Origin of the sequence: Paenarthrobacter sp. NEAU-H11, from assembly GCF_050573415.1 — a bacterium.
Lineage (GTDB): Bacteria > Actinomycetota > Actinomycetes > Actinomycetales > Micrococcaceae > Arthrobacter.
The window spans coordinates 135,881-160,522 of record NZ_JBNZGA010000002.1 but is presented as its reverse complement, the minus strand read 5'-3'; the positions used below and the strand labels follow the sequence as shown (position 1 = coordinate 160,522).

The window sequence follows — 24,642 nt, the reverse complement described above, 5'->3', positions numbered from 1 at the left end:
CCACGCGGCGGCTCACGCGGTGGCGTGCATTTCCCCGGCCGGCATCCTGTCCGAACCGGATTCCTCGGCGGCCGGGGCCGGGCGCCGCTCCTGGCCGTGCGTCGTCACGCTTCCGTCCATGGTGCCGGTTGGCATCTCGACGGTTTGGGGGACGACGCCGGCGGAGGGCATATCCGCGCCCGTCGCCTCGGTCATGGCCGCGGCACCGGACGAACCCGTGGACTCCTCGGTCAGGAACGGCATGTTTTGCCACTTGTGCCACAGGGCGTTGTCCGTGCCGCGGACGAAGACCTCAAGCCGGCCGTCGGCATTGCTGCCCACAGTGATATTGGACGTGAGGACGCCGCCCAGGGAGTGCCAGCCGGACCAGCCGCTGTTGGGGGCTGTCTGCCACATGTGCCACAGGGCGTTGTCCGTGCCGCGGACAAACACCTCCAGCCGGCCGCTCGCATTCTTGCCTGCGGCAATCTCGGAGGTGAGCAGGCCGCCCAGGGACTGCCAGCCGGACCAGTTGCCGTTGGGGGCCGTCTGCCACATGTGCCAGAGGGCGTTGTCCGTGCCCCGGACGAACGCTTCCAGGCGGCCGTCGGCGTTGCTGCCCACCGTGATGTTGGAGGTGAGGACGCCGCCCAGGGAGTTCCAGCCGGACCAGTTGCCGTTGGGGGCTGTCTGCCACAAGTGCCACAGGGCGTTGTCCGTGCCCCGGGCGAACACCTCCAGGCGGCCGTCCTTGTTCTTGCCCACCCCGATTTCCGAGGTGATCACGCCGCCCAGGGAATGCCAGCCGGACCAGTTGCCGTTCGGCGCCGTCTGCCAGCGGTGCCACACGGCGCCGTCGGTTCCGCGGGCGAAGACCTCCAGGCGGCCATCGGCGTTGCGGCCTGTGGCCGGCGGCCCGGTGATCACCCCGCCCAGGGAGTTCCAGCCGGACCAGCCGCTGTTGGGCGCGGTCTGCCATTTGTGCCACAGGGCGTTGTCCGTGCCCCGGGCGAAGATTTCCAGCCGGCCGTCCAGGTTGCTTGCCGCCGCGATGTCGGTGGTGATGACGCCGCCCAGGGAGTTCCAGCCGGACCAGCTGCCGTTGGGGGTGTTCTGCCATCTGTGCCACACGGCGCCATCGGTGCCCCGGGCAAAGGCTTCCAGCCGGCCGTCCTTGTTGTTGGCCACGGAGGCGTCCGTTGTGATGATCCCGCCCAGGGAATCCCACCCGGACCATGCCTGCGGCGCGGCCGGATACAGTGCCCGGAATCCGTCGAGGTCGTCCTGGGTGAGGGCCCGTTTGGTGAAGTTGGACGCCACGGTGGGGGCCATCACGGCGTTCGCGACGCTGGAGTGGGCCAGCCCCACGATATGGCCAAACTCGTGCAGCGCCACTGTTTCGATATCGAAGGCGTTGGCCGCGGCGCCAACGCTCCACACGTGTTCGCTGTCATCAAAGTGGACCGGCTTGGGCAGCGTGTTGGTGACCACGCTGCAGCCGGGAGGGAAGTCGGCGTGGGCCAGGACGCCGCCCACCATCGAATGGTCCGGGTCCGCCGCCGGGCGCCATCCGATGCGGATGTCCGGACTGGAGCCGAGGGCCACCTCGGTGAAGGTCAGTCCGCCCACGGTCTGCCAGGTCTGGATGGCGCGCCGGATGGCGTCGAATTCGGCGGTGCCCGCGACGTCGTCGGTCCCGGTGTCGAAGGCGTAGGTCAGGGTCCGGTCCGCCCATGCGCACGCAGTGGCGAAGGCGATTTCGCCGGCCCGCATGTCCGGAAGCCCGCAGCGCGGCCGCATCATTGCTTCGCGCGTGGCATCATCGAAGACGCCGGTGACCGGCAGGTGGAAAAACTCCTGGAAATTCCGAAGCGCCCCTTCGGTGGGATCGTCCAGGACGCCGATTTCCCTGGGGGTGGATTCCCCCAGGTAGCCGAAGCGCTCGAGATACGTTTGCACCTTGCTGAAGCCCGGCGTTCGTCCACCCGGGGCGGTGTTTTCGACTGCGGCAAGGTACGGTGCCGCAGGGTACAGTTCGTCAGTCATTTGGCTCTCCTTGATCGGTTCTGATGCTTCGCAGGATCTGCAGCGCGACGTCCCGTTCGGCGTCCGCAGGCAGATGGACGACGGCGGTGGCGCGCCCTGGAATATTCACGGCAACGGTGCGGATGCCCTCTTCCTCAAACAGGACGAAGTCCGCGATGTGGTTGCCCAGGGCTTCCCGCCAACGCTCGTAGCCAGGTTTGTTTGCATAGCGGGTGAGCGGGTCGGCGAACGGGCTTGCGTCGACGGTCAGGCGCATGCCGCCACCCTCCAGGACGGCAGCGCCGCCCTCGATGCCGTGCTCATGTGAGGGTGCAAGCTGGTCCGGCACGTCCAGCACCAGGCCTGACACTCGGAAGGAATTCCACGGCTGCCCCATAAGACCGTCCTCACATGCGAGGGAACACGGGAACAGTGGACCATTCTCCGCGTTACTGCACCGTTACTGCCGGGCCGGCTATTGACTGCCGGCGCCGTTCTGGTAACGATGAAGTTCCCGTTGACATTGAGAGGGCCTGTCATGAAATCCACGAAAGCACTGGGCGCGGCCGGAGCCGCTGCGGCTGCATCAGCACTGCTGCTGCTTGCTGCCGCCGGGCCGGCAGCAGCTGACCACACCCACGTCAAAGTCGTTGGCAGCGGAGGCTGCGTGGTGATGGCTGAGGGTGCGGGGGAGGAAGCGGTGGACCTTCCCGCTGCCGTCTTCGAGCACAACGTCCACGCCGCCGACCTGCCACAAACGGACGGCCGGACCCACCCCCTCCACGTGCTGGTGCACCAGGGCGTTCCCGGAGAAAACAACACGCTCTACGTCCTCGGAAGCGACGCCGAGAAGGCAGCCTGTGGCGGGGTCTACGTCAACCGGTAACTGACTGACAGCGGTCCAAAAACTGAAGGCGTACGACGGCGGCGCGCACCGCCGTCGTACGCCTTCTGCGTGGCTGCGTGCAGCCTGCGTCCAGCCTGCACCCAGCGCAGTTATGGAAACGTTATATATGCTGGGTGAGTGGTTTTTAGGTCAAGCAGCGGAAATTTGTCAGCCCCCGAACGTAACGCAGTACCCGGAACAAGCCTCATCGCCGGGCGGAAGCATGCCCTGGACGGGCTCCGGACTGTTGCCGTGGCGGGCGTGTTTTTCTTCCACGCGGCAACCGCCCTGGTGCCGGGCGGCTCCATTGGCGTGGACGTCTTTTTCACGCTCAGCGGCTTTGTGATCACCCTCCTGATCATGAAGGAGCATCTGGCCACGGGCCGGCTGCGGCTGGGCATCTTCTACGCCAAGCGGCTGGCCAGGCTGTGGCCGGCGCTGCTGGCGCTGTGCGGGGTGATCGTCGCCGTGGGCCTGGCCTTCCCGGCGTCGAAGTGGGCCGGCCAGGAAGGGTTTGTCCTCCCGGCCGCCGCGTACGTGATGAACCTGGCCCGCTTCGGGATGTTCGGCGACTCCGTGGCGGGGGAAACCCTTGGCCCCACCTGGACCCTGGCCGTCGAGGAGCAGTTCTACCTGGTGTGGCCGCTCCTGCTGCTGGTGCTGCTGCGGTTCTGGAAGGTCCGCACGGTCACCTGGATCACCGCAGGCCTGGCCGCGGCGTTCCTGCTGGAACGGTTCGTCCTGGTGCTGATCGGGGCGCCGCTGAACCGCCTCTACAACGGGCCGGACACCCGGGCCGACGAGCTGCTGATCGGATGCACCCTGGCGCTCGTGTTCACGGCAGTCACCCCCGGTTCCCGGTTCCACGCAGCCCTCCGGACGGCGGCGCGCCGGGCCGGACCGGCCGCCGGGCTCATCCTCCTGGCCGCCGTGTTCCTGCTCAAGGAGCCGGACACCCCCGGGCCCTGGTTCAGCGCCTTCTGGACCGTTGGGCCCGCCGTGCTTTCCCTGCTGGCGGCCGCCCTGATCGGATCACTGGTCCTGCAGCCCGCCGGCTTCGCCGCCCGAGTCCTCAGCCACCCCTGGCTTGCCGGGCCGGGCCGAGATCTGTCCTACGCCTTCTACCTCTGGCACCTGCCCGTCTACCTGTTGCTGATGCCGCTGATCCCTTCGCTGTGGCTCCGTGTGCCGCTGGCCGCAGCGTTGACCGTCCTGCTGGCCTATGCGTCCCACCGCCTGGTGGAGACGCCCGTCCGCCGCTGGGCAAACAGAAGGCTGGAGCCCGCCGTCGTCCGCTCCACGCCCGAAGCGGCGTCAACTCCGGAAGCGGCGCGAACGTCTGCACCGGCACCTGGCCGCGGGCCCGAACTGGCGTCCGCTCGCCGGGGATCCTAGCCGGCGGCGTCAGTGCGGGCGTTGATGTTGTTCTGGACGATGGTGGCCAGGGTGCGGAGCACCTGCTGGTCCGAGGCGCTGAACGCCCGGGGGCGGTGGTCAATGACGCACAGCGTTCCGATGTTCCAGCCGCGCGGCCCGTGCAGGGGGTAACCGGCGTAGAAGCGGATGAAGGGTTCCCCGACGACTAGCGGATTGGTGGCGAACCGGTCATCGGTGAGGGTGTCGTTGATGATGAGCATCGTGTTCAGCCGCACGGTATGCGTGCAGAGCGCGATCTCCCGGGGCGTCTCCTCGCGAAGGGGGCCGACCACGGACTTGAGGAACTGGGAATTTTCGGCGATCAGGGACAATGACGCAGCACCGACGCCAAAATAGTCCCTGGCGGTTTCCACCACCTGGTCAAAGATGTCCACTGTGCCTGTGTGGAGCAGGTCGGTCTCCCGAAGCGACTGCAGCCGTTCCTCCTCCGCCCGTTCAGGCGTCAGGAGGAACCTGCCCGCGGCCCCCAGGCCGGCCAGCGCATCCTCGCCGGCACGTCCTCTCCGGTGCTGGCGTCCCTGGCCCTGCGGCGGCGCAGGCATGGGCTCCGTGCCGGCACTGTAACCGCGTTCAAATTCGGGCAAGGCCAGTGCGCCGTGAAGGTAGGCATGCAGCTCAAAATCGGAAAAGCGCGGCCCGCCAAAGTAGGTCGGCCAGATGTCCGCCGGGTCCAGGCCGGCAACAACCATGGCTGCAAGCTCAAGCCGCCGCTCTGACTCGTCGCTCATGATGTCCGCCCGGGCAAGGCATAAGGTGCATCCAGCCCATACGCATGTGCTGATTTACCGGCCATGCTAATCAGTCTACTTACTAATTTCGCCTGCCCCTAACCCGGCGGAGGGTTATTACGTTTGTGGGCGCAGCAGAGAGCGGTTCGCGCCAAGCCGGGACCTGGCAGCGGCACCTGGGAGGTCAGGCCGCGGGCTCAGCCGCCTGCGTCAGCCGCACGGGCTGGTACTGCTCGCTGCAGACCGCCGCTTCGTGGTGCTCAGCACACTGGACCTCGGCAACCAGCGAGCCGCCGACGTCGTCCTTCTTATAGTGCGTCACGTGCTTGGTGCTCCTGCCGCACGTGACGCAAAGGGCCTGGTGCTGTTTAGTCCACATGCATGAATAATACGGTCGGGCCTGTTTCGCGCAAGTAAAAGTTCCGAAACGTGCGGAAATCCGCAGCGGGAGCGCGCGGACTTTTAATTTGGTGTTTACTTCCTGGGCACAGGTTATTAAAGTCAGGTCTTGTCATAGTCCAGATGGGCGCCGGGGGGCGTCTGGGAGGGGGTAGCGCATCACCACTGACCGTAACTCGAAGACAATTGACCACTACGTTGAAAGCCCCTCCTAGGAGGGGCTTTCCCCTTGCCCGGCCGGCCCGGCCGCTCCGTCTCCTGCCTCAGGATTCGAACCTGGCCGCCGGAGCGCCGCTGGGCAGCGCCTTGAGGATGTTCTCGGCCACGCTGCGGACCTTGAGGTTCCGCTGGCGGGACGCGCTGGCCAGCTTGATGAAGGCTTCGGGGTACGTACAGCGGTTCTGCGCCATGATCACCCCGCACGCCACGTCGATGGAGGTGCGGCTTTCCAGCACAGCCTTGAGGTTGTCCCCGGCGGACCGGACGCTGCGCACCTCAAGGGCCAGCCGCATGCTGTGCGTCGCCACCCCGGCAAACCATTTGGCCTCGGCGAGCAGGCCCTCGAACCCGGGGCCGGTGCGCGCCAGGAACACCAGGGCGCAGGACGTGCCGCCGTTCAACCCCAGCGGAACGGCCACCGCACCGCCATACCCGGCAGCTGCCAGCCGCCGCTGGTACGTCCGCCACCGCACTGACGTGTCGCCGTCGACCGTCACCGCACCGGCAGTGCTCAGTGCCTGCATCAGGGGCCCGTCCCCGTACCGGTCCTCCGATGCCGCCAGTTCGGATGCCGTGAGGCTGCTGCCGGCAGTGAGCGGGGCAGAGCCTCCGCGCGCCAGGACCGCGGCGCAGTCCGGCCCTGGCCCGTCCGGGCCGATGACCGCCTTCGCAGCGGCCTCGGTCAGCCGCTGGAGGGAGTCCAGTTCTGTTTCGGTCCCGGTGATCAGGTCCAGCAGGAACCCGGGCCGGTCCTGGCGCCTGCCGTCAGTCGCCGGATGTGCTGCCACGCTTTTGCCCCCGTCCACGTACGTCCCGCGCCTTGCCGATGCGCGGGCTTTCCCTGAACTTAATGGAGCGGCGCGGAAAGGGCACGAGTAGCAGGTACTCTACTTTTCCTGCCCGGTGCGGGGACTACTTGCCTGCTTCCAGCCACTGCTGGAACGTTTGGCGTCCGACGGCGGCGCCCGGCGCCGGGATCAGCGCGCCGCTGCGCATGGCTTTGCCCATGCGGCCCGGCAGCACTGCCTCCAGGACCTTCTTGCGCTCACCGGTCTTCGCGAGATAGGTGCGGACCAGGTCTGCGAGCTCCTCGGTCCGCGGCCCGCCGAGGTCATTGATCCGTCCCTGCGGTCCCGCCTCCGCCGCATCCACCAGGGCCTCGGCCACCTCGCGGGCAGCGACGGGCCGGGTGACCATTTTTGGAACGGCCACCAGCGGGCCCACCGTCCCGATCTTCACGGTCAGCGGGACGAACTCGTGGAACTGGGTGGAGCGCAGCAGGGTCCACGGGACGCCGCCGTGGCGGACCTCGTCCTCCTGCACCAGCTTTCCCGCATACAGGCCGGACGTGGCGCCGTCGATCCCCACGATGGAGAGTGCCACGTGGTGCCGCACGCCCGCTTCCTGTTCCGCGGCCAGAAGGTTCTGGGTGGCGTTGGTGTAGAAGTCCACGGCCTGCTTGGTGGAGATGGTCTGGATCCCGGAGACGTCTATCACGGTATCCAGGCCGGCGAGGGCCTGGGCCAGGCCGCGCCCGTTCACCAGGTCCACACCCTCGGCACGGCTCAGGCTGACAACGTGGTGGCCGCGCTCCTTCGCTACGGCTACCACGTGGCGTCCGACGGTACCGGTTCCCCCTGCAACGGCGATCCTCATGGGGAAATCCTACGTAAATTACCGCGCCGATGGTCTGCTGACCGGAAGGATATTTCCGGTTCCTGCCGGAGGAGGCGCCCTAACCTCGGATTGTCTTCTTTTCTGCAATATCTTGCGGTTTTCCTTGTTCTGGTGGATTGTGTCAGGAGCAAGCGTGTTAATCGGCAATATCCTGCGGAAAGGGAACGATGGAAGACGTGGCGGCCATTGGGGAGATGATCCGGCGCGCGCGGAAGGAGTCCGGAATTACCCAGGCCACGCTGGCGGACCTTGCGGGTACCTCCGCCCGCACCATCCATGCCATTGAAACAGGCACGGGCAACCCGTCCCTGGTTACGGTGGCCGCCGCCGCCAACGCGGTGGGGCTCCACCTCCGGGCTACCGATGACTGAGGACCTGCGGCGCCTCAAATTCGTCCGCGGGGCGGATGTGTACAAGGCAGGCATCCTGGCAGGGCACCTGACCCGCACGGAACGCGGCAGCGTGACCTTCTCCTATGCTGAGCACTACCTCCGTGCCGGTGCGCGGCCCGTGGCAACCACCCTGCCCGTCACTGCCGAACCCGTGGAATCGCCCAGCGGCGCACTGCCCGCCTTCTTCTCCGGCCTCCTGCCGGAAGGCCACCGGCTCACCGTGCTCAAGGACGCCGTTAAGACGAGCCTGGGCGATGAGCTGAGCCTGCTCCTCGCCGTCGGCGCGGATGTGCCCGGCGATGTGCAGGTCGTCCCGGCAGGCGAACCCCTGGTGGAGCAGCAGCCGCTGGCGGATACATCCCGGCCGGAGGACCTGGATTTCGCGTACCTGGCGGACGCGGTGGACCCGCACGGACTCCCCGGCGTGCAGCACAAAGCCAGTGCCTCAATGATGACCACGCCGCTGGCCCTCGCCAACCGGCGCTACCTCCTCAAGCTGGACCCTCCCCAGTACCCGCACCTTGTGGTGAACGAGGCTGCCCACCTCGCCGGGGCCAAAGCCCTCAAGATACCGGTGGCCAAACACAGCGTGGTCACCGACAGGAAAGGCAGGCCGGGGCTCCTTGTGGAGCGGTTCGACCGCGTCCACGCTGACGGGCCGGTCCGGCTGGCGCTCGAGGACGGGGCGCAGGTGCTGAACCTTCCGCCGGCGTCGAAATACGCGGTCAGCTCCGAGCGCCTGGTCCTGGCGCTGGCCGGACTGTGCAAGGCCAAGGCCGTAGCCGCCAGGAACCTCTACCTGCAGTTCGCCTTCGCGTGGCTGACCGGCAACGGGGACCTCCACGCCAAGAACGCCGCCATCCTTGCGGGCCGGAACGGCGGCTGGGCCGTTTCCCCGATGTACGACATCCCGTGCACACTGCTCTACGGCGACGACACCATGGCGCTGCCCATCGCCGGCAAGGTCAAGGGACTCAAAGCCAGGCACTGGCAGGAGTTCGCAGCCGCCATCGCGCTGCCCCCGCGGGCAGCGGCTGCCGCCAATGCCCTTGCCCTCGTAGCAGCCGAGGGCATCGACCTGGACGCCCTGCCCTTTGCGGGATCACCCCTCAACGGCGCACGCAGGGAGCTCCGGTTCCGCAGGGCCCAACTGGTTCCCTGATCCGGCCCGGGAACCCACCCTCCGCGAGGTCCGGCCCCCTATCGATTGACTTTCGATAGGTAGTGGTCGAAACTCGATACATGAAAATCACCCGCCTGGCCGTCACTGCTCTTAGGGTGGTGCTCGTTGCCGCGTTCCTCCTCCTGGTCCTGTTCCAGGTCATGTCCATTCCCGGCCAGTTCGCCCATATGGCGCAGGAGAACCCGGAGCGGGCGTACCTGCAGTGGCCGCTGACCATGTTCTTCATCCTGGAGGTGGCCTGCGTCCAAGTGGTGATCGTGAGCACCTGGAAGCTGCTGACGCTTGTCAGGCAGGACAGGATCTTCAGCCGAGGCGCCCTCGTGTGGGTGAACGCGATCGTGTGGGCCATCGCGGCCGGCTGGGCCATGCTCGCCGCCGTGGTGGTCCTCAATGCCGACGATCCCGGACTGCCGCTCCTGCTGCTGCTGGTCCTGGTGGCCGGCGCCGCCGTGGGCCTTGTGGTGGTGGTGCTCCGCGCCCTGCTCCGGCAGGCTGCGGACCTCCGCGCGGACATGGAAGCCGTCATCTGATGCCCATCGTGGTGCGCATCGACGTCGAACTGGCCAAACGGAAGATGAGCGTGGGGGAGTTTGCCGAACGTGTGGGCCTCACTCCCGCCAATGTGGCGGTCCTGAAAAACGGCCGTGCCAAGGCGGTCCGCTTCAGCACGCTGGAAGCGATGTGCCGGGTCCTCGAGTGCCAGCCCGGCGACCTGCTGGAGTTCGTGGAGGACTAGCGCCGCACCGCGATGCCGTCCAGCGATCCTAGGATTCGTGGACGTCCCGCCGATAGTATCTGATGCAGGAATAAGGTCAGCCTCCTTACGTTTGGTAAAGAAATGGTCGAAGCGGCACCCGCAACTGATTCGCCGGTTATCCGCCGGAACAACGTCACCCTCTCCGGCCGCCCTGATGGGCCGGTGATGCTGTTCGCGCATGGTTTCGGCTGCGACCAGGACATGTGGCGCAGGCTCCTGCCGCATTTCGCCGAGGACCACCGGCTGGTCCTCTTCGACCACGTGGGCGCCGGACGCTCGGATGCCTCTGCCTACGACCGCACCAAATACGGATCCCTGGACGGCTATGCGGCCGACCTGCTGGAAATCTGCGCGGCCCTTGACCTGAGGGACGTCACCGTCGTCGGCCACAGCGTCAGCGCCATGATTTCCGTGCTGGCGGAAGTCAAGGAGCCCGGCCGCTTTGCGCATCTGATCCTGGTGGCGCCGTCGCCCCGCTACACCAACGACCCGTCCAGCGGCTACGTGGGCGGGTTCTCGCGGGAGGACATCGAGAGCCTGCTGGACTCCCTGGACAGCAACTACTTTGCCTGGGCCGCAGCCCTCGCGCCGATGGTGATGGGCAACCCGGACGAACCCGAACTGGCCGAGGATCTCCGCGGCAGCTTCTGCCGGACCAACCCCTCCATCGCGCGGCACTTCGCCAGGGTCACCTTCCTCTCCGACACCCGGAACGAACTCGGCAAAGTACGCACCAGCAGCCTGATCCTGCAGTGCTCCGACGATCTGCTCGCGCCGCCCGAAGTGGGCACGTACCTGAACCGGCAGCTGGAACGCAGTTCGCTGGTGCACCTCAAGGCCGCCGGCCATTGCCCGCACGTCAGCGCACCGGAGGCAACAGCGGCGGCCATCCGGCAGTACCTTGCCGCCGACCCGTGACAGGCACCCAGGCCGGCGGGCCGGCGGACTTCGAGTCACTGTTCCACAAGGCGCCGTGCGGCTACCTGGTAACGGACGACGGCGGGAAAATCACCGCGGTCAACGACACCTTTGCACACTGGTCGGGTTATGCCCGGGCGGAACTCCTGGGAACCCGGCTGCAGTCCCTGATGCCCATCGGCGACCAAATGCTGTACTCCACGCACTGCATTCCGCAGCTCGGCATCACCGGGGCTGTTTCGGAAATAGCCATAGAGATAGTTGCCGCTGACGGACGGCGCCGCGCCGCGCTGCTTTCGGCCTCGAGATCTCCCGGCTCCCCGCAGCAGGCCGCGAGTGTCCGCGTCATCGTCTTCAGCGCCCACGAACGCCGGATGTATGAAAAAGAACTGGTGTCCGCCCTGCGGGAGGCCGAGGAATCCGAAGCCCGGCGGGTGCAGGCCGAAACCGAACTGCAGCACCTTGCGGCCCACGACGCCTTGACCGGCCTCCCCAACAGGGCGGGGCTGAGAGCCCGGCTCAGTCCGATCCTGGCGGATCGCCCTAACGGCACTGGCACCCTGGCCGCCCTCTTCATTGACCTTGACCATTTCAAGGCGGTCAATGACAGCCTGGGCCATGCCGCAGGGGACGAACTCCTGAAGTCCGTGGCGCAGCGGCTGGTGCCGGCGGCCGGGGAGGCCCGCACCGTGGCCCGGCTTTCCGGGGACGAGTTTCTCGTGGTGGACGTGTTTGGGTCCGCCGAGGAAGCAACAGCGCTCGCGGCCAGGCTCCTGGACGTCCTCAGCGCCCCGATCCTGCTCGAGGGCCTGGAGATCGTGACCTCCGCCAGCATCGGAGTGGCCGTATCCGGGGACGAGCCGGAAACCCTGGACGATCTTGTCCGCCGCGCAGACATCGCGATGTTCCGGGCAAAGGCGCTCGGCCGCAACCGCTGGGAGATTCACCGGCACGCGGAATCCGACCCCACCGTGGACCGGCTCCGGTCCCTCGGCGAGCTGCGCCGGGGGATCAGCGACGGCGACCTGCGGGTGCATTACCAGCCCCGCGTGGACCTGCGCACCGGCCTCGCCAGCGGGGTGGAAGCCCTGGTCAGGTGGCAGCACCCGACCCGCGGGCTGCTGCCGCCGTCGGAATTCATCACCATGGCCGAGGAATCAGGCCTGGTGCGGCCCCTGGGCGCGTGGGTCCTGGATGAAACCCTCAGGCAGGCAGCCAGTTGGCGCCGCGAGGGCCGCCGTGCCGCGGAGCTCGAAGTTGCGGTCAACCTGTCAACCCGGCAGCTGAATGACCCCGGGCTGGTGCCGATGGTGGAAGAGGCCCTCCGGCTTCGGCGGATCGACCCCGCGGTGCTGCTCCTGGAGATCACCGAAACAGCCTTGATGGCGGATCCCGGCGCTGCCCTCGAGTCCCTGACCGCCCTCAAGAACCTGGGCGTGGGCCTTGCCGTCGACGACTTCGGCACGGGATACTCCAGCCTGACTTACCTGAAGAAATTCCCGATTGACGAGTTGAAGATCGACCGTTCCTTCATCGGCGGACTGGACTCGGACAAGGGGGACGCCGCAATCGTGGGCAGCTGCATCGAGCTGGCACACGCGGTGGGCCTGCGGGCGGTTGCCGAAGGCGTGGAAACGTCCGGCCAGCTGCGAACCCTCAAGGAGATGGGCTGCGATCTTGCCCAGGGTTACCACTTCACCCGTCCGCTTCCGGCCCCCCTCCTCAAGGAATGGCTGGAGGCACACTCCAGCAGTTAGCCCGTTCCAAGGTCGAAAGACTCTGTGGGCCGGGGAGCCCCGGCCGGAAACTGGGGTATGGGCGCTGATGCGGTGGTGCAGCTGGTGGACCTCCGAAAGAGCTTCGGGAAGACCACCGCACTGGACGGCGTGAGCTTCACTATTGGCGAGGGCGAAGTCTTCGGCTACCTCGGGCCCAACGGGGCGGGCAAGACGACGACGATCCGCGTCCTGATGGGCATGCTGCGCCCGACTGCGGGGCGTGCGGAAATCCTGGGTCGGGACTCGTGGCGGCAGTCCGTGGAGGTGCGGCAGCTGGTGGGTTACGTCCCCGGTGAACCGGCACTCTATGACCGGCTCACCGGCCGCGACCACATTGCCTTCTGCTCCCATCTCCGCCGCCACGATGCCTCGGCACGGGCCATAGAGCTGGCCGCCGGGATGGACCTTGACCTGGACCGCCCGGCAAAGACGCTCTCACGGGGGAACCGGCAAAAGCTGGCGGTGGTTCTGGCCATGATGTCCAGCCCACGGCTGCTGGTGCTCGACGAACCCACCAGCGGCATGGACCCCCTGGTACAGCAGGTTTTCCATTCGTTTCTCCGCGAGCACACCGCGGCCGGCGGTTCCGTGCTGCTTTCCTCCCACGTGCTCGGCGAGGTGGAACGGGTGGCGGACCGGATCGGCGTGGTGCGCGAAGGGCGCCTCGTTGCCGTGGAGCGCCTGCAGGAGCTCGCTGCCCGGTCTTTGCACCGGGTCCGTGCCAGTTTCGCCGAAGACATAGCCCACTCGGACTACGACGACCTGCCCGGCCTTCGCGACCTCGTGGTGAACAAGCGGACCATGACCTGCAATGCGCCCCAGGCCTCCCTCGACGCTTTGCTGAAAAGGGTCAGCGCGCACCGGGTAGTGGACTTCGAGTGCGCGGAAGCGCCACTGGAGGAAACCTTCCTCACCTATTACGGGCCGCAGCACGCCGGAACAGAAGGTCCCGATGCTCACTAACGTTCTGGCCAAGGCACTCCGGGACCAGGGCCGGGCGCTCCTCGGCTGGTGCATTTCGGTTGCGCTGCTTATTGCCATGTATGTGGCGTTCTGGCCCACAGTGCGGGACCAGCCCTCCATGAGCGACCTCTTGGACCAGATGCCCGAGGCGTTCAGGGCCCTGTTCGCTTCCTCCGGCGCGGACATGTCCACCCCCACGGGCTACGTCGAGGTGGAACTGCTTGCCTTTATGGGACCGGCCGCGGTTTTGATGTACGCCGTCGGCTCGGGTGCCGGGGCAATCGCCGGCGAGGAAGACCGCCACACCCTGGACCTGCTGCTTTCCAACCCGGTCAGCAGGAGCCGTGTGGTCCTGGACAAATTCCTGGCCATGACCGCAGGGACCTTCCTGATCGCTGCCGTCATGGGTGTGGCCCTGGTGGCGGAAGGAAACCTCGTGGACCTCGACCTGCCGGCCGGCAAGGTGGCCGCCGCCATGCTGCACCTGGCCCTCCTGGGCGTGGTCTTTGGAACGTTGGCCCTGATGCTGTCCGCCTCGACGGGGCGGACCGGAATCAGCAAGGGTGTGCCCGCGCTGGTGGCCGTGGTCGCCTACGTTGTCAACGGCCTGGCGCCCCTGGTGGACTGGCTGGCAGACATCCAGGAGTTTTCGCCCTTCTACCAGTACATCGGCCACGATCCGTTGCGGAACGGACTCGACGGCGGAAGCGTGGCAATTTCTGCCGCGACCGCCGTCGTGCTCCTTGCCATGGCTGTGCTGGGATTCCGGCGGCGCGATGTCGATGCCTGATGGGCTTGCGGCAGGCCCGGAGCGCAGCTACCCGTCCATTCGGATACAACTGCGCTCACAGGCCGTGGAAACCACGAAGAAAAAGGTTGCGGCCGGCTCCCTGGCCCGACGATTGGGCGCTTCGGGTGCCGTTGCCTTGGGTGCCTAGGCGGCGATGAGGGCCGGCGAATAAGCGCGGCGCCCGGCGTCTGCGCGCGGTGCAAGGACGCTGATGGTGCAGGGTGCCTGCTCCGGATCGATCCTGGCCGGCAGGTGGTGTGTTGCAGAGGACGTATGGAGCATTTCCAGCGCTTCCGGGTCCACCCGGGCGTGGGAAATGTCCAGTTCGAGGTCGAGGCCATTCCGCAGGGAATTGGCGCGTTTAACTACTACATAAAGGGCGTTGACGCTGTGGACGGTGACGTGCCCCTTGGCAATCACGAGGGCCCTGGCGTGGTCGAGATCTACACGGACAACAATGTTCAGCTTGGAATTCAAGTTGTAAAGCCTTCCCCGGCATTGGCTGCGACGCTGCAGCTTCTTGCTATGGCCTGTTTCTTAAGCCTCAATCAGAGTAGGGGCTGAATGTGACGGACGCAACATCGGGCCAATTATTACAACGGTTAGGGTTTCCCCGTTGCCGGAAGCTTCGTGCGGCCCTGCAGCCCCGCCAGGCCCAGGGCCGCTTCCTTCAAGGCCCGTGGAAGGAAAGGCTTGGTGATGTAGGCGGCGGCTCCTGACGCCATTCCGGAAAGGACGTCCTCTTCCTCAGACCTGGCGGTGAGGAACAGTAGCGGAGTCTGGGTCACTTCCCGCAGGGCCCGGGCAACCTCATGACCGTCCATGTCCGGCAGGCCGAGGTCAAGGGTGATCAGGGACAGGGAGGAGCCGGCGGCTGTGCAGGCGGCAATTCCCTCGGCCCCGGATTCTGCGGTCAGCACCTTGAATCCTGCACGGCCCAGCACGACAGTAATCAATCCACGGATGTCCGGGTCATCTTCTATGACCAGGCAAACGCCTTGTTCTTCCACTTGGCCCCCCGGCTCTTGCACCTGCCAAAAGTCTAAGGCTGGCACGCAGGTCACGGCCAAAAAGAAGGGATATTTCTTTCCTGCCACCGCCCTTGCCGGTGCAAGGGCTGCCCTGCAGCCAGCCCTTGCCAGGCTGCTATTCAGTGATACTATGTACCGGTAGTCAGTAGTACTAGGTAGCTGGAGGGCGGCCACATGGGCAAGCAGATGACCGAGATGCTCAAGGGAACACTCGAGGGCATCATCCTGGCCATCCTGGCCGTGCAGCCGGCCTATGGCTACGACATCACGGCGCGGCTGCGGGAGCAGGGCTTCTCCGATATTGCCGAGGGGACTGTCTACGCCCTGCTGGTCAGGATCGAGCAGCGCGGCCTGGTGGACGTGGCAAAAGTCCCGTCCGAGAAGGGGCCGCCGCGCAAGGTCTATTCGCTGAACGCGCAGGGCAGGGAGTACCTCGAAGAGTTCTGGAGGTCCTGGAGCTTCCTCGAAAAGCGGATCGGACAACTTCACCGTCACGTCAAAAACCCCCAGGAACAAGGAGAGTAACCATGGCCCCAGGATGGATCGAGCGGGTTACAGGCCCTTTCGAGGACAAAAAGCGCTGGCGCCGGTACAAGGCCCGCAAGGAAGAACTCCCCAAGAGCTACCGGACGGCGATCGATGGACTTGAGCGCTACTTCATGTATGCCGGGTCCATCGTCAAGGGTGAGGTCCTCATGCAGATGCTTGAGGACCTCGCAGACCTGATTGAGCGGGCGGCCGTTGACGGCACGCCCATCCGCGACATCGTGGGGGACGACCCCGTGGAGTTCGCCGACACCTTTATCCAGAACTACGCGGACGGGCAATGGATCAACAAGGAACGCAAGCGCCTGGCTGACTCCATTGACGAAGCATCCGGGGACGGCGCGTAACCGCGCCGCTAAGGAAGGAACGGAAATGACCGCAGACCAGGCCGTGCAACCCGCCATCCGGGTGCACGGCATCGAGAAGTCGTTCAAGGACCTGCACGTGCTGCGGGGCGTCGACTTCGACGTGAAGGCGGGAAGTATCTTCGCGCTGCTCGGCTCGAACGGAGCCGGAAAGACCACCCTCGTGCGGATCCTGTCAACGCTGCTGAAGGCCGACGCAGGCACTGCCACCGTGCACGGTTTCGACGTCGCCACGCACCCCGGCGACGTGCGCGGGGCGATCAGCCTGACAGGCCAGTTCGCCGCGGTCGACGAAGTGCTTACCGGCCGGGAGAACCTGGTGCTGGTGGCCAGGTTGCGCCACCTGAAGGACCCCGGAGCTATCGCCGACGACCTGCTGGCCCGGTTCTCGCTCACCGAAGCCGGAAACCGGAAAGCATCAACATACTCTGGTGGCATGCGCCGCCGGCTGGACATTGCCATGAGCCTGATCGGCAACCCGCCGGTCATCTTCCTCGACGAACCGACCACCGGGCTGGACCCGCAGGCGCGCCTCGAGGTCTGGCAGACCGTCAAGAGGCTGGCAGGCCAGGGCACCACAGTCCTGCTCACCACGCAGCACCTCGAGGAAGCCGAACAACTCGCCGACCGCATTGCGATCCTGCACGAGGGGACCATCATCCAGAACGGAACCCTCGCCGAACTCAAGCAACTCCTCCCGCCCGCCCGGGTGGAATACATCGAGAAGCAGCCCTCCCTGGAGGATGTCTTCCTCACCCTGGTCGGCGGGGTACGAAAGGACCTTCGATGACAACCCGCGTCCTCGGCGACACCGGCGTCCTCACCGGCCGCTCGCTGCGCCACATCCTGCGCAGCCCGGACACCATCATGACCACAGCGGTCACCCCGATCGCGCTGATGCTGCTGTTCGTGTACGTGTTCGGCGGCGCCATCAACACCGGATCCGACGAGTCCTACGTCAACTACATGCTCCCCGGCATCCTGCTCATCACCATCGCATCCGGCGTCGCGTACACCGCCTACCGGCTGTTCCTCGACTTGCAGGGCGGCATCTTCGAACGCTTCCAGTCCATGCCGATCGCGAGGCCGAGCGTCCTCTGGGCCCATGTGCTCACCTCCCTTGTGGCGAACCTGGCCTCCGTGGCGATCGTCATCGGCGTCGCGCTCATCATGGGTTTCCGCACCGGGGCCTCCCCGGCCGCCTGGCTCGCCGTCGCCGGCATCCTGGTCCTTTTCACCCTCGCACTGACCTGGATCGCCGTGATCGCCGGCCTTTCCGCGAGGACCGTGGACGGGGCGAGCGCGTTCAGCTACCCGCTGATCTTCCTTCCGTTCATCAGCTCGGCGTTCGTGCCTACCGGATCCATGCCCGGCCCGGTCGCGTGGTTCGCAGAGAACCAGCCCGTGACCTCCGTCGTGGATACCCTCCGGGCCCTGCTGGCCCAGGAACCCGTCGGCAGCGAAGCCTGGACCGCCGTCGCCTGGCTGGCAGGCCTCCTCGCCCTGGCCTACGGCTTCGCCATCGCAGCCTACCGGCGCAGGATCCGCTGAGCAGGGTTCCCTGAAGCAGGGTTCCCTGCGGACGGGGCCCGTCGCGGCGGAACGCCTTTGTGTACCGGCCCTGGCGGAGGTCAGCCGATGATGGGCCGTTCCTCCGGCAGCCGGAAGAGGCGCGGGCGTGCCGCCAGGGCGAGTGCTGACGCCACCGCCACCGTTCCGATGCGGCCGGTGAACATGAGCGCCATAAGCACCCATTTCGCTGCCGGGGGGAGGTCGTACGTGATGCCGGTGCTCATGCCCACCGTGGCGAATGCGGAGATGGATTCGAAAAGGACCTTTTCCAGGCTGTAGTCCGTGAACATCAGCAGGAGCATGGTTCCAATGACGACGGCGGCGATCCCCAGCAGTGCGACGGACAGGGCCTGCCGCTGGGAGGACGAGCTGATGGAGCGGTGGGCGATGGTCACCTGGTCGCGGCCGCGGACCTCATTCCAGATGGCGAAGCCCAGCACCAGGAACGTCGTGATCTTGATACCACCGGCGGTGCCGGCGCTGCCGCCGCCGATGAACATCAGGATGTTGGTGACCATCAGCGTTTCGGGGGCAGCGGCACCGTAGTCAATGCTGTTGAAGCCGGCGGTGCGGGGAAAGACGCTGCCGGCGAAGGAGCCCAGGATCTTGCCCGTCAGGGAAAGCGGGCCCAGGGTTTGGTGCCTGTTCCACTCGAAGGCCGCGAACAGTGCGAAGCCGGCCACCAGGAGCAGCAGCGTTCCGTAGACGGTCAGGCGCAGGTGGACGGTCCAGTTCTTCGGCGCCACGTCAGCGCGGGTGAGCTGGATGAGCACCGGGAAACCGAGCCCGCCGGCAATCACGGCGAGGCAGATCGGAACGATGATCCACGGGTCTTCGGCGAAGCCGATCAGGTTGTCGCTGAAGAGGGAAAAGCCCGCGTTGTTGAACGCTGAGATGGCATGGAACAGCCCGTGCCACAGGGCGGTGGCAGGGTTCTGGTCGTAAGCGATCCAGAACCGGGCGGTCAGGATCAAGGCTGTTGCTGCCTCGAAGCCGAGCATGATCTTGGCCACCCGGAGCAGCACGGCCCGGACGTCCCCCAGGTTCAGGGTGTGGGTCTCGGACTGGGCCACAAGCTGGCCGCGAAGGCCGATGCTCTTGCGGACCAGCAGCGCCAGCAGCGTTGCCAGGGTCATGATGCCGAACCCGCCCACCTGGATGAGGCCCAGGATGATTCCCTGCCCGAACGGTGTCCAGTAGGTGGCGGTGTCTACGGTGATCAGGCCCGTGACGCAGACGGCGGAGACGGAGGTGAACAGCGCGTCGATGAACTCCGCGGAGCCCCCGTCCTGCCGGGCTGCCGGGATCATCAGCAGGGCGCCGCCGGTGATGATGACCAGCAGGAAGGCCACCGGGACGGCCCTGACGGGGTGGGTCAGCAGGCGGCGGACAAAGTTGTCCTTTTTGCTTTCCTTCCCGCTTTTGGCGTCCCGGAGCATCTTCTGGATTGCGGCGACATTGGCCGGTTCCGTGCCGGGGTTCCCGGCATTCGGCGAATCCGACGGCGGCGGGCCGCTCCTTCGCAGGCTCATCCCACGTGGATGCCCGGGCGGCGGTCCGGGTCGGGTTCGTTTTCGCGGATGATTTCCCGGACCACCGGGGCAGTGTCGCCGCGGCCCAGGAGGAGGTAGCGCATCAGGTGGGCCAGCGGGTTACCTTCGGACCACTCGAAGTAGGCATGCGGTTTGACACCCGTGCCGTCCCGCAGCGCAAGGAGGATCGCGGCGATGGCATTGGGTGCCGCCGGGCTGTTTGCCCGCAGGATCCTGTGGCCGTCCACTTCCACGCCCCGGACTTCCAGGGTCTCGCTGAACTCGGAGGGGTCGGTGATGTCGATTTCCAGGAAGATGACATCCGCGGTGCCGGGCACGGGGTTGTTTTCCCGCTGCACCGCTTCCTTGTCCCTGTACTCGGCGCCGTCCCGGTCCTGCGGACGGTTGGCGATCAGGTTGATCCGGCCGTCGTACTCCAGCGTGTCCCTGATGAAGCGGCGTGCGCCGTCGTCGAACTCTATTTTGTCCACGCGCAGCTCAGTGGTGCGGCTGACGCGGGAGACGAGGGAGATGGCAATGATGCCAAGGATGAAGAACGCGGAGATGGTGATGCCGTCCGGTTTTTCGATCACGTTGGCGGCCAGCGCGTAGAGCATCACCAGCGTGAGCACGGTGAAACCGATGGACGCCGCGCGCTGCTTCCGGCGGATGGCGGAAATGGTGACGGCGATGGCGCCGGAAACCATCATGGCCAGGACGCCTGTGGCGTAGGCACCGGCCTGGGCGTTGACGTCGGCGTTGAAGCCGATGGTGATCAGGACGCTGATGGCCGTGTAGACCAGCACCACCGGGCGGACGGCGCGGGACCAGTCCGGGGCCATGCCGTAGGAGGGCAGGTAGCGCGGCACGATGTTGATCAGGCCGGCCATCGCCGAGGCGCCGGCGAACCAGAGGATGAGGATGCTGCTGATGTCATAGACGGAGCCGAAGCCGTTGCCGAGCTTTTCGTGGGCAAGGTATGCCAGGGCGCGGCCGTTCGCTTCGCCGCCGTCCTGGAACTGTTCAGCAGGGATCAGGACCGTGGTGACGAAGCTGCTGCCGATCAGGTACACGCTCATGATGACCGCGGCTGCGGTCAGGAGTTTGCGGGTGTTCTTGATCTTGGCGGCGAGCTTCTCCTCGGCAGTGGCGCCTTCGGAGGCCACCAGGGGCATCATGCTGACGCCGGTCTCGAAGCCTGACAGCCCCAGCACCAGCAGGGGGAAAGCCATCAGGGCCGGGCCGACGACCCCGCCCAAGCCTCCGCCGGAGGACGTGAGGGCGGAGGTCCAGCCGTTCAGGGCGCCGGGGGTAGTGAAGATCTCCATGACTCCTGCCCCGATGATCACCGCATTCATCAGCAGGAAGACCGCTACCAGCGGGATGGCCACGGCCACGGCTTCGGAGAAGCCCATCAGGAACACCCCGCCCAGGATCAGGAGCAGGACCACGGTGATCGTGACGGCCTGGCCTTCCAGGAAGTGCGGCAGGAACGGGTTCTCGAGCAGGTGCACGGAGGCATCGGCGGCTGACAGGGTGATGGTGACGATCCAGGACGTGGCCACGAAGCCGAGCAGGATCAGCACGAAGACCTTGCCTCGCCAGAACGGCAGGAGCCGTTCGAGCATGGCCACGGACCCCTGCCCGTGGGGGCTTTCCTTGGCCACCCGCCGGTACATGGGCAGCATTCCGAGCAGCGTCAGGGCCACGATCAGCAGGGTGGCGAGCGGGGACAGCGCACCGGCGGCCAGGGCCGCGATGCCCGGAAGGTAGGACAGGGTTGAAAAGTAGTCCACCCCGGTGAGGCACATGACCTTCCACCAGCTCTGCTGCGGGGCATGGGCTTCGGCGGCTTCCGGGCCGACGGGCTGGTGCACCCGGTGTTCAAGCAGCCACCGGGTGAAGGCGCTGCCGGGCACTATTTCACGTTCAGGGTTGGGAACGGTGGCGGGAAGGGAGAACTGGGCGGGAGCCGTCAAGGGACGTGTCTTTCTTTTCTGCCGGATGAGGACACACCGGCCCCCGTTTCCAGGCGCGGCACTGTGCTGTAACCACCGGAGCCTAGCACCGGGCAGTTCCTGTCCAACGCGCGTTTCCGGGGATCTTAATGCTTTCTTAACGCCTCTGCCGCAGCAGCGCAGGGTGTAGCGGCGCAGGGATTCACCGGGTCCGGAGGGTCACTCCTGGAAGCGGTACCCCAGGCCGGTTTCAGTGAGCAGGTGCCGGGGGTTGGCCGGGTCCAGTTCAAGCTTCCGCCGCAGCTGTGCCAGGTAGACCCGCAGGTAGGCGGTCTCGTCCGCGTAACCCGGGCCCCACACCCGGGTAAGGATGTCCTCGTGGGTGACCAGGGCGCCGCTGTTCCTGACCAGCAGTTCCAGGATGTTCCACTCGGTGGGCGTCAGCCGCACAGGCACTCCGCGGCGGGTCACCTGTTTGGCGGGCAGATTAACAGTGAACACATCCGTCTTCACAACCGGGGCGTCCCCCGGGGCCCCGCGGCGCAGGGCGGCGCGGAGCCGGGCAAGGAGTTCATCCATCCCGAACGGCTTGGTTACGTAGTCATCCGCGCCGGCGTCCAGGGCCAGGATCTTGTCCTCGGAGCCGTGCCGTGCCGAGAGGACCAGGATGGGCACTTTGTTCCAACGCCTGAGGCGGCGGATGACCTCGACGCCGTCCAGGTCGGGAAGCCCCAGGTCCAGGATGATGATGTCCACCGGGTGCTGCGCAGCCTGCTCCAGCGCGCTCTGGCCGGTGAACGCGGTCACGGTGGAATAGCCCCTGGCGTTCAGGTTGATCTGGAGCGCACGGAGGATCTGGACCTCGTCGTCAACAATCAGGACTGTTGCCATGATGCCCCCCTTATGCCGGGTTCCGGCGCGGCGCCGGTGGAGAGCGGCAGCCGGACCACCATGGTCAGGCCCCCGCCAGGAGTGGGTTCAGCCAGAAGGACCCCGCCCATGGCCTCGGTGAACCCCTTTGCGACAGCCAGGCCAAGGCCGATCCCCGTCCCCGGAGTGGTGTCATCCGCGCGCTGGAAGGGCCGGAACATGGCCAGGACCTCATCGGCGGGGATGCCCGAGCCGTGATCAACCACGGTGAGCTCACTGGCGGGAACATCCCCAATTCTCGCACTGCCCGCACCTCCCACCGCGCCGGCAATCACCACATCGGAATCCGGGGCGTACTTGAGTGCGTTCTCCACGAGGTTGGCGATGACGCGCTCCAGCATCCCCGGGTCCGCATCTACGGGGGGCATGTTGTCCGGCAGCAGCACCCGGAGGCGCTCCGAGTCCGTTCCCCGCAGCGCCTCGCCCACCACATCCACCCAGTAGACCGGGCGGATGAGCGGCGCCACCGAATCGGCCGTGATCCTGGACATGTCCAGGAGGTTGCTGACCAGCCGGTCCAGCCTGTCCGCGCCGTACTCGATGGTGGCCAGGAGTTCTTCCTGTTCCTCGGGCCCGAAGGTGATGCTCTTGTCCCGCAGGCTGCTGGAGGCCAGCTTGATGCCGGCCAGGGGGGTGCGCAGGTCATGGGACACCGCCCGCAGGATGGAGGTCCGCATGGTGTTGCCCTCGGCCAGGCGCAGGTTTTCACGCTGGCTGGCAGAGAGTTCCTCGCGCTGCACCATGGCCAGCAGGTGTGCGCCGAAGGCGGCCAGCAGCCGCCTTTCGTCCTGCGAGAGTTCCCTTCCCGTCAGGGTGAGCATCCTGTCCCCGTTCAGCTGCTCCACCGTGTCCGCCTCCGATACTTCAGCGGTGCGGGGTTCGCCGGAGAATTCCCGGAGCTCCCAGACCGCGGACCTGCCGGTCCCGCGCCTGGCCCACAGCCCGGCACCCTTCACCTGGAAATGTTCCCTGACCTGGTCCAGGAAGGCGGGGATGCTGTTGCCTTCGGCGACGGCCCGGCGGCTCAGTTCGCCCAGGACGGCGGCCTCCGCGCCGGCTATGTGTGCTTCCTTGCTGAGCTTGGCCGAGCGGTCCACCACCAGCGAGACGGCCACCGCCACCAGGACAAAGATGAGCAGCGCCAGGACGTTTTCCGGATCGAGGACTGACAGGGACCCGACCGGCCGGACACTGAAGTAGTTGACGATGAGCCCTGCGAGGACGGCCGCCGCCACGGCCGGCCAAAGCCCCCCGAGCAGGGCGACGCCCACAATGCCGGTCAGGTGGACCAGCATGTCCGTTGACAGCTGGTTGTGGGGGAGGAGGTCCAGGATGAACTGCAGGGCAGGGGGAAGCCCCACCGCCAGGGCAAACGCGGGGATCTCCCGGCGCCGGCCCAGCCGGGGAGGCGTCCGCCTCTGGCCGCCGGAGGGGCCGGGAAGGTGGTTGATGAGGTGGACATCCATGGCGCCCGCATCCCTCAGCACACCGGCTGCCACCCCGCTCCGGCCCCGGAAAGGGGACCGGCGCGAGGGGGCCCCCACCATGATCTGGGTGGCGTTGATGCTCCGGGCGAAGTCCACCAGGGCCTGCCCGACGTCCCGCCCGCCGATGGCGTGGAATACGCCGCCGAATTCCGCCGTGAGCCTGCGCAGCATCTCCAGGTCCTTGCCGGACTCCGCGGCTCCCTCCGTGCCGGTACGGACGTGGATTACGTGGAGCTCCCCGCCGGTGGCCGCGGCGAGCATCCTTGCGGCACGGCGGACCAGGACCTGGTCGCGGCTCTTCCCGCCCACCCCGACGGCGATCTTTTCCCGGGCCGGCCAGCTCTCCCGGACCCTCTTCAATTCCTTGTAGTCGGACAGGTCTGCGTCCACGCGCTCAGCCAGCCACAAGAGTGCGAGCTCCCGCAGGGCGGCGAGCGTGCCGATGCGGAAAACGCCGGCAAGCGCGGCGTCGGCCTCTTCCCGGGTGCCGTAGATCTTTCCGTCGGCAAGCCGCTGGCGCAGCAGCTCAGGCGAGGCGTCCACCAGTTCGATCTGGCCGGCGCCCCGCACCACGGTGTCCGGGACAGTGAGTGATTCCTGCTCTCCCGTGACCTCCCGGACCGCGTCGGAGAGGGATTCCAGGTTCCTGATGTCCAGGGTGGAGATGACGTTGATCCCGGCGTCGAGCAGGGCGTCCACCTGCTCCCACCGGTGCACACCGCCCGAGGCGGCGGCGTAGTCGTCCACCAGGACAATGTCCGGCGCCCGGTCCTTGAGGGCCTGGACGTCCAGCCCGCCTTCCAGGCCCTCGGTCGCCGGTTTCGGGCACAGCTCCAGGCCCTCCAGCATCTCCTCATTGTCGGCACGGCCTTTGGCAGCGACCGCACCGACGACGACGTCGAAGCCCTCCCCGGCCAGCCTGCGGCCTTCTTCCAGCAACGCAAACGTCTTGCCTGCCCCGGGCGCAGCCCCAAGAAAGATGCGCAGATTACCTCGTGCCATGGCTCTATTGTTCCCCCTGCGCGATCGTTCCCCCTGCGCACATGGTGGTTTGGCTAGAGTGATGGGTGGACTGAAGGCAGGGGGCCGC

At 66.6% G+C, this 24,642-nt stretch carries 26 protein-coding genes; 14 read left to right on the top strand and 12 right to left on the bottom strand.

Annotated elements, in window-relative coordinates; all coding sequences use genetic code 11:
* Positions 1–12: 12 nt before the first annotated feature.
* Together ACQ3DC_RS03325 and ACQ3DC_RS03320 are read right to left on the bottom strand one after the other, a co-directional pair.
* Positions 13–2,025 carry a matrixin family metalloprotease gene (locus ACQ3DC_RS03325; protein WP_430751515.1) on the bottom strand — a complete coding sequence of 671 codons (2,013 nt, stop codon included), beginning with the start codon at positions 2,023–2,025 and terminating at the stop codon, positions 13–15.
* A complete protein-coding gene (locus ACQ3DC_RS03320; RefSeq protein WP_323056887.1) occupies positions 2,018–2,401 on the bottom strand; it encodes a hypothetical protein in 384 nt (127 codons plus the stop codon). Before ACQ3DC_RS03320 ends, ACQ3DC_RS03325 begins: the two co-directional genes overlap by 8 nt.
* A 141-nt stretch (positions 2,402–2,542) precedes the next feature.
* On the opposite strand from ACQ3DC_RS03320, the gene ACQ3DC_RS03315 reads away from it, so the two are divergent.
* Both ACQ3DC_RS03315 and ACQ3DC_RS03310 read left to right on the top strand, forming a co-directional pair.
* Positions 2,543–2,890: a hypothetical protein gene (locus ACQ3DC_RS03315; RefSeq protein WP_157241469.1), complete on the top strand. Its 348-nt coding sequence runs from the start codon at positions 2,543–2,545 to the stop codon at positions 2,888–2,890.
* Between the two features lie 165 nt (positions 2,891–3,055).
* Positions 3,056–4,285, top strand: coding sequence for an acyltransferase family protein (locus ACQ3DC_RS03310; RefSeq protein WP_430751514.1), 1,230 nt, complete (start codon positions 3,056–3,058; stop codon positions 4,283–4,285).
* Here ACQ3DC_RS03310 and ACQ3DC_RS03305 read toward each other — a convergent pair.
* The 4 genes from ACQ3DC_RS03305 to ACQ3DC_RS03290 form a co-directional block, all read right to left on the bottom strand.
* Positions 4,282–5,055 (bottom strand): GAF domain-containing protein, encoded by a 774-nt coding sequence (locus ACQ3DC_RS03305; protein ID WP_430751513.1) that lies wholly within the window; start codon positions 5,053–5,055, stop codon positions 4,282–4,284. The two genes, ACQ3DC_RS03310 and ACQ3DC_RS03305, sit on opposite strands and share 4 nt — an antisense overlap.
* 184 nt (positions 5,056–5,239) lie before the next feature.
* The gene (locus ACQ3DC_RS03300) at positions 5,240–5,434 is read right to left on the bottom strand and encodes a hypothetical protein (protein WP_321214201.1); all 195 of its coding nucleotides are present in this window, start codon (positions 5,432–5,434) and stop codon (positions 5,240–5,242) included.
* 283 nt (positions 5,435–5,717) lie between these two features.
* A complete protein-coding gene (locus ACQ3DC_RS03295) occupies positions 5,718–6,461 on the bottom strand; it encodes an ANTAR domain-containing protein (RefSeq protein WP_430751512.1) in 744 nt (247 codons plus the stop codon).
* A gap of 124 nt (positions 6,462–6,585) precedes the next feature.
* Positions 6,586–7,329 (bottom strand): SDR family oxidoreductase, encoded by a 744-nt coding sequence (locus ACQ3DC_RS03290; RefSeq protein WP_430751511.1) that lies wholly within the window; start codon positions 7,327–7,329, stop codon positions 6,586–6,588.
* Positions 7,330–7,517: 188 nt separating this feature from the next.
* Between ACQ3DC_RS03290 and ACQ3DC_RS03285 the strand changes: the two genes are divergently transcribed.
* From ACQ3DC_RS03285 to ACQ3DC_RS03250, 8 genes are all read left to right on the top strand, one after another.
* Positions 7,518–7,721 (top strand): helix-turn-helix transcriptional regulator, encoded by a 204-nt coding sequence (locus ACQ3DC_RS03285; RefSeq protein ID WP_321214198.1) that lies wholly within the window; start codon positions 7,518–7,520, stop codon positions 7,719–7,721.
* Positions 7,714–8,904, top strand: coding sequence for a type II toxin-antitoxin system HipA family toxin (locus tag ACQ3DC_RS03280; RefSeq protein ID WP_430751510.1), 1,191 nt, complete (start codon positions 7,714–7,716; stop codon positions 8,902–8,904). The genes ACQ3DC_RS03285 and ACQ3DC_RS03280 overlap by 8 nt, the downstream gene beginning before the upstream one ends.
* Positions 8,905–8,984: 80 nt before the next feature.
* Entirely contained in the window at positions 8,985–9,455 is a 471-nt protein-coding gene (locus tag ACQ3DC_RS03275; protein ID WP_430751509.1) for a DUF2975 domain-containing protein, read from the top strand.
* On the top strand, positions 9,455–9,661 hold the full coding sequence (locus ACQ3DC_RS03270) for a helix-turn-helix domain-containing protein (RefSeq protein WP_104998778.1): 207 nt from the start codon (positions 9,455–9,457) through the stop codon (positions 9,659–9,661). The genes ACQ3DC_RS03275 and ACQ3DC_RS03270 overlap by 1 nt, the downstream gene beginning before the upstream one ends.
* Before the next feature lie 102 nt (positions 9,662–9,763).
* A complete protein-coding gene (locus tag ACQ3DC_RS03265; protein ID WP_430751508.1) occupies positions 9,764–10,600 on the top strand; it encodes an alpha/beta fold hydrolase in 837 nt (278 codons plus the stop codon).
* A complete protein-coding gene (locus ACQ3DC_RS03260) occupies positions 10,597–12,357 on the top strand; it encodes an EAL domain-containing protein (protein WP_430751507.1) in 1,761 nt (586 codons plus the stop codon). Before ACQ3DC_RS03265 ends, ACQ3DC_RS03260 begins: the two co-directional genes overlap by 4 nt.
* Before the next feature lie 57 nt (positions 12,358–12,414).
* Positions 12,415–13,341, top strand: a complete 927-nt coding sequence (locus ACQ3DC_RS03255) for an ABC transporter ATP-binding protein (protein WP_430751506.1) — start codon at positions 12,415–12,417, stop codon at positions 13,339–13,341.
* On the top strand, positions 13,331–14,131 hold the full coding sequence (locus ACQ3DC_RS03250; protein WP_430751505.1) for an ABC transporter permease subunit: 801 nt from the start codon (positions 13,331–13,333) through the stop codon (positions 14,129–14,131). Before ACQ3DC_RS03255 ends, ACQ3DC_RS03250 begins: the two co-directional genes overlap by 11 nt.
* A gap of 144 nt (positions 14,132–14,275) precedes the next feature.
* Here ACQ3DC_RS03250 and ACQ3DC_RS03245 read toward each other — a convergent pair whose 3' ends face one another.
* Positions 14,276–14,608 carry a hypothetical protein gene (locus ACQ3DC_RS03245; protein ID WP_157241482.1) on the bottom strand — a complete coding sequence of 111 codons (333 nt, stop codon included), beginning with the start codon at positions 14,606–14,608 and terminating at the stop codon, positions 14,276–14,278.
* 125 nt (positions 14,609–14,733) lie between these two features.
* Entirely contained in the window at positions 14,734–15,141 is a 408-nt protein-coding gene (locus ACQ3DC_RS03240) for a response regulator transcription factor (protein ID WP_430751504.1), read from the bottom strand.
* Positions 15,142–15,336: 195 nt separating this feature from the next.
* Between ACQ3DC_RS03240 and ACQ3DC_RS03235 the strand changes: the two genes are divergently transcribed.
* From ACQ3DC_RS03235 to ACQ3DC_RS03220, 4 genes are read left to right on the top strand one after another with little or no spacing between them, the layout of a single operon-like run.
* Positions 15,337–15,687, top strand: a complete 351-nt coding sequence (locus ACQ3DC_RS03235; RefSeq protein WP_323056902.1) for a PadR family transcriptional regulator — start codon at positions 15,337–15,339, stop codon at positions 15,685–15,687.
* 2 nt (positions 15,688–15,689) lie between these two features.
* Positions 15,690–16,055, top strand: coding sequence for a DUF1048 domain-containing protein (locus tag ACQ3DC_RS03230; RefSeq protein WP_430751503.1), 366 nt, complete (start codon positions 15,690–15,692; stop codon positions 16,053–16,055).
* Positions 16,056–16,080: 25 nt separating this feature from the next.
* Complete coding sequence (locus tag ACQ3DC_RS03225; RefSeq protein WP_430751502.1) at positions 16,081–16,863, top strand: ABC transporter ATP-binding protein; 783 nt, start codon at positions 16,081–16,083, stop codon at positions 16,861–16,863.
* The gene (locus tag ACQ3DC_RS03220; RefSeq protein ID WP_430751501.1) at positions 16,860–17,624 is read left to right on the top strand and encodes an ABC transporter permease; all 765 of its coding nucleotides are present in this window, start codon (positions 16,860–16,862) and stop codon (positions 17,622–17,624) included. Before ACQ3DC_RS03225 ends, ACQ3DC_RS03220 begins: the two co-directional genes overlap by 4 nt.
* Before the next feature lie 80 nt (positions 17,625–17,704).
* Here the strand turns inward: ACQ3DC_RS03220 and ACQ3DC_RS03215 are convergent, their stop codons facing one another.
* From ACQ3DC_RS03215 to ACQ3DC_RS03200, 4 genes are all read right to left on the bottom strand, one after another.
* Positions 17,705–19,084, bottom strand: coding sequence for a TrkH family potassium uptake protein (locus ACQ3DC_RS03215; protein WP_430751668.1), 1,380 nt, complete (start codon positions 19,082–19,084; stop codon positions 17,705–17,707).
* An 89-nt stretch (positions 19,085–19,173) separates the two neighbouring features.
* Positions 19,174–21,156, bottom strand: coding sequence for an amino acid transporter (locus tag ACQ3DC_RS03210; protein WP_157241487.1), 1,983 nt, complete (start codon positions 21,154–21,156; stop codon positions 19,174–19,176).
* 198 nt (positions 21,157–21,354) lie between these two features.
* A complete protein-coding gene (locus ACQ3DC_RS03205) occupies positions 21,355–22,026 on the bottom strand; it encodes a response regulator (protein WP_157241488.1) in 672 nt (223 codons plus the stop codon).
* Positions 22,011–24,554, bottom strand: coding sequence for a DUF4118 domain-containing protein (locus ACQ3DC_RS03200; RefSeq protein ID WP_323056905.1), 2,544 nt, complete (start codon positions 24,552–24,554; stop codon positions 22,011–22,013). The genes ACQ3DC_RS03205 and ACQ3DC_RS03200 overlap by 16 nt, the downstream gene beginning before the upstream one ends.
* Positions 24,555–24,642 lie beyond the last annotated feature (88 nt).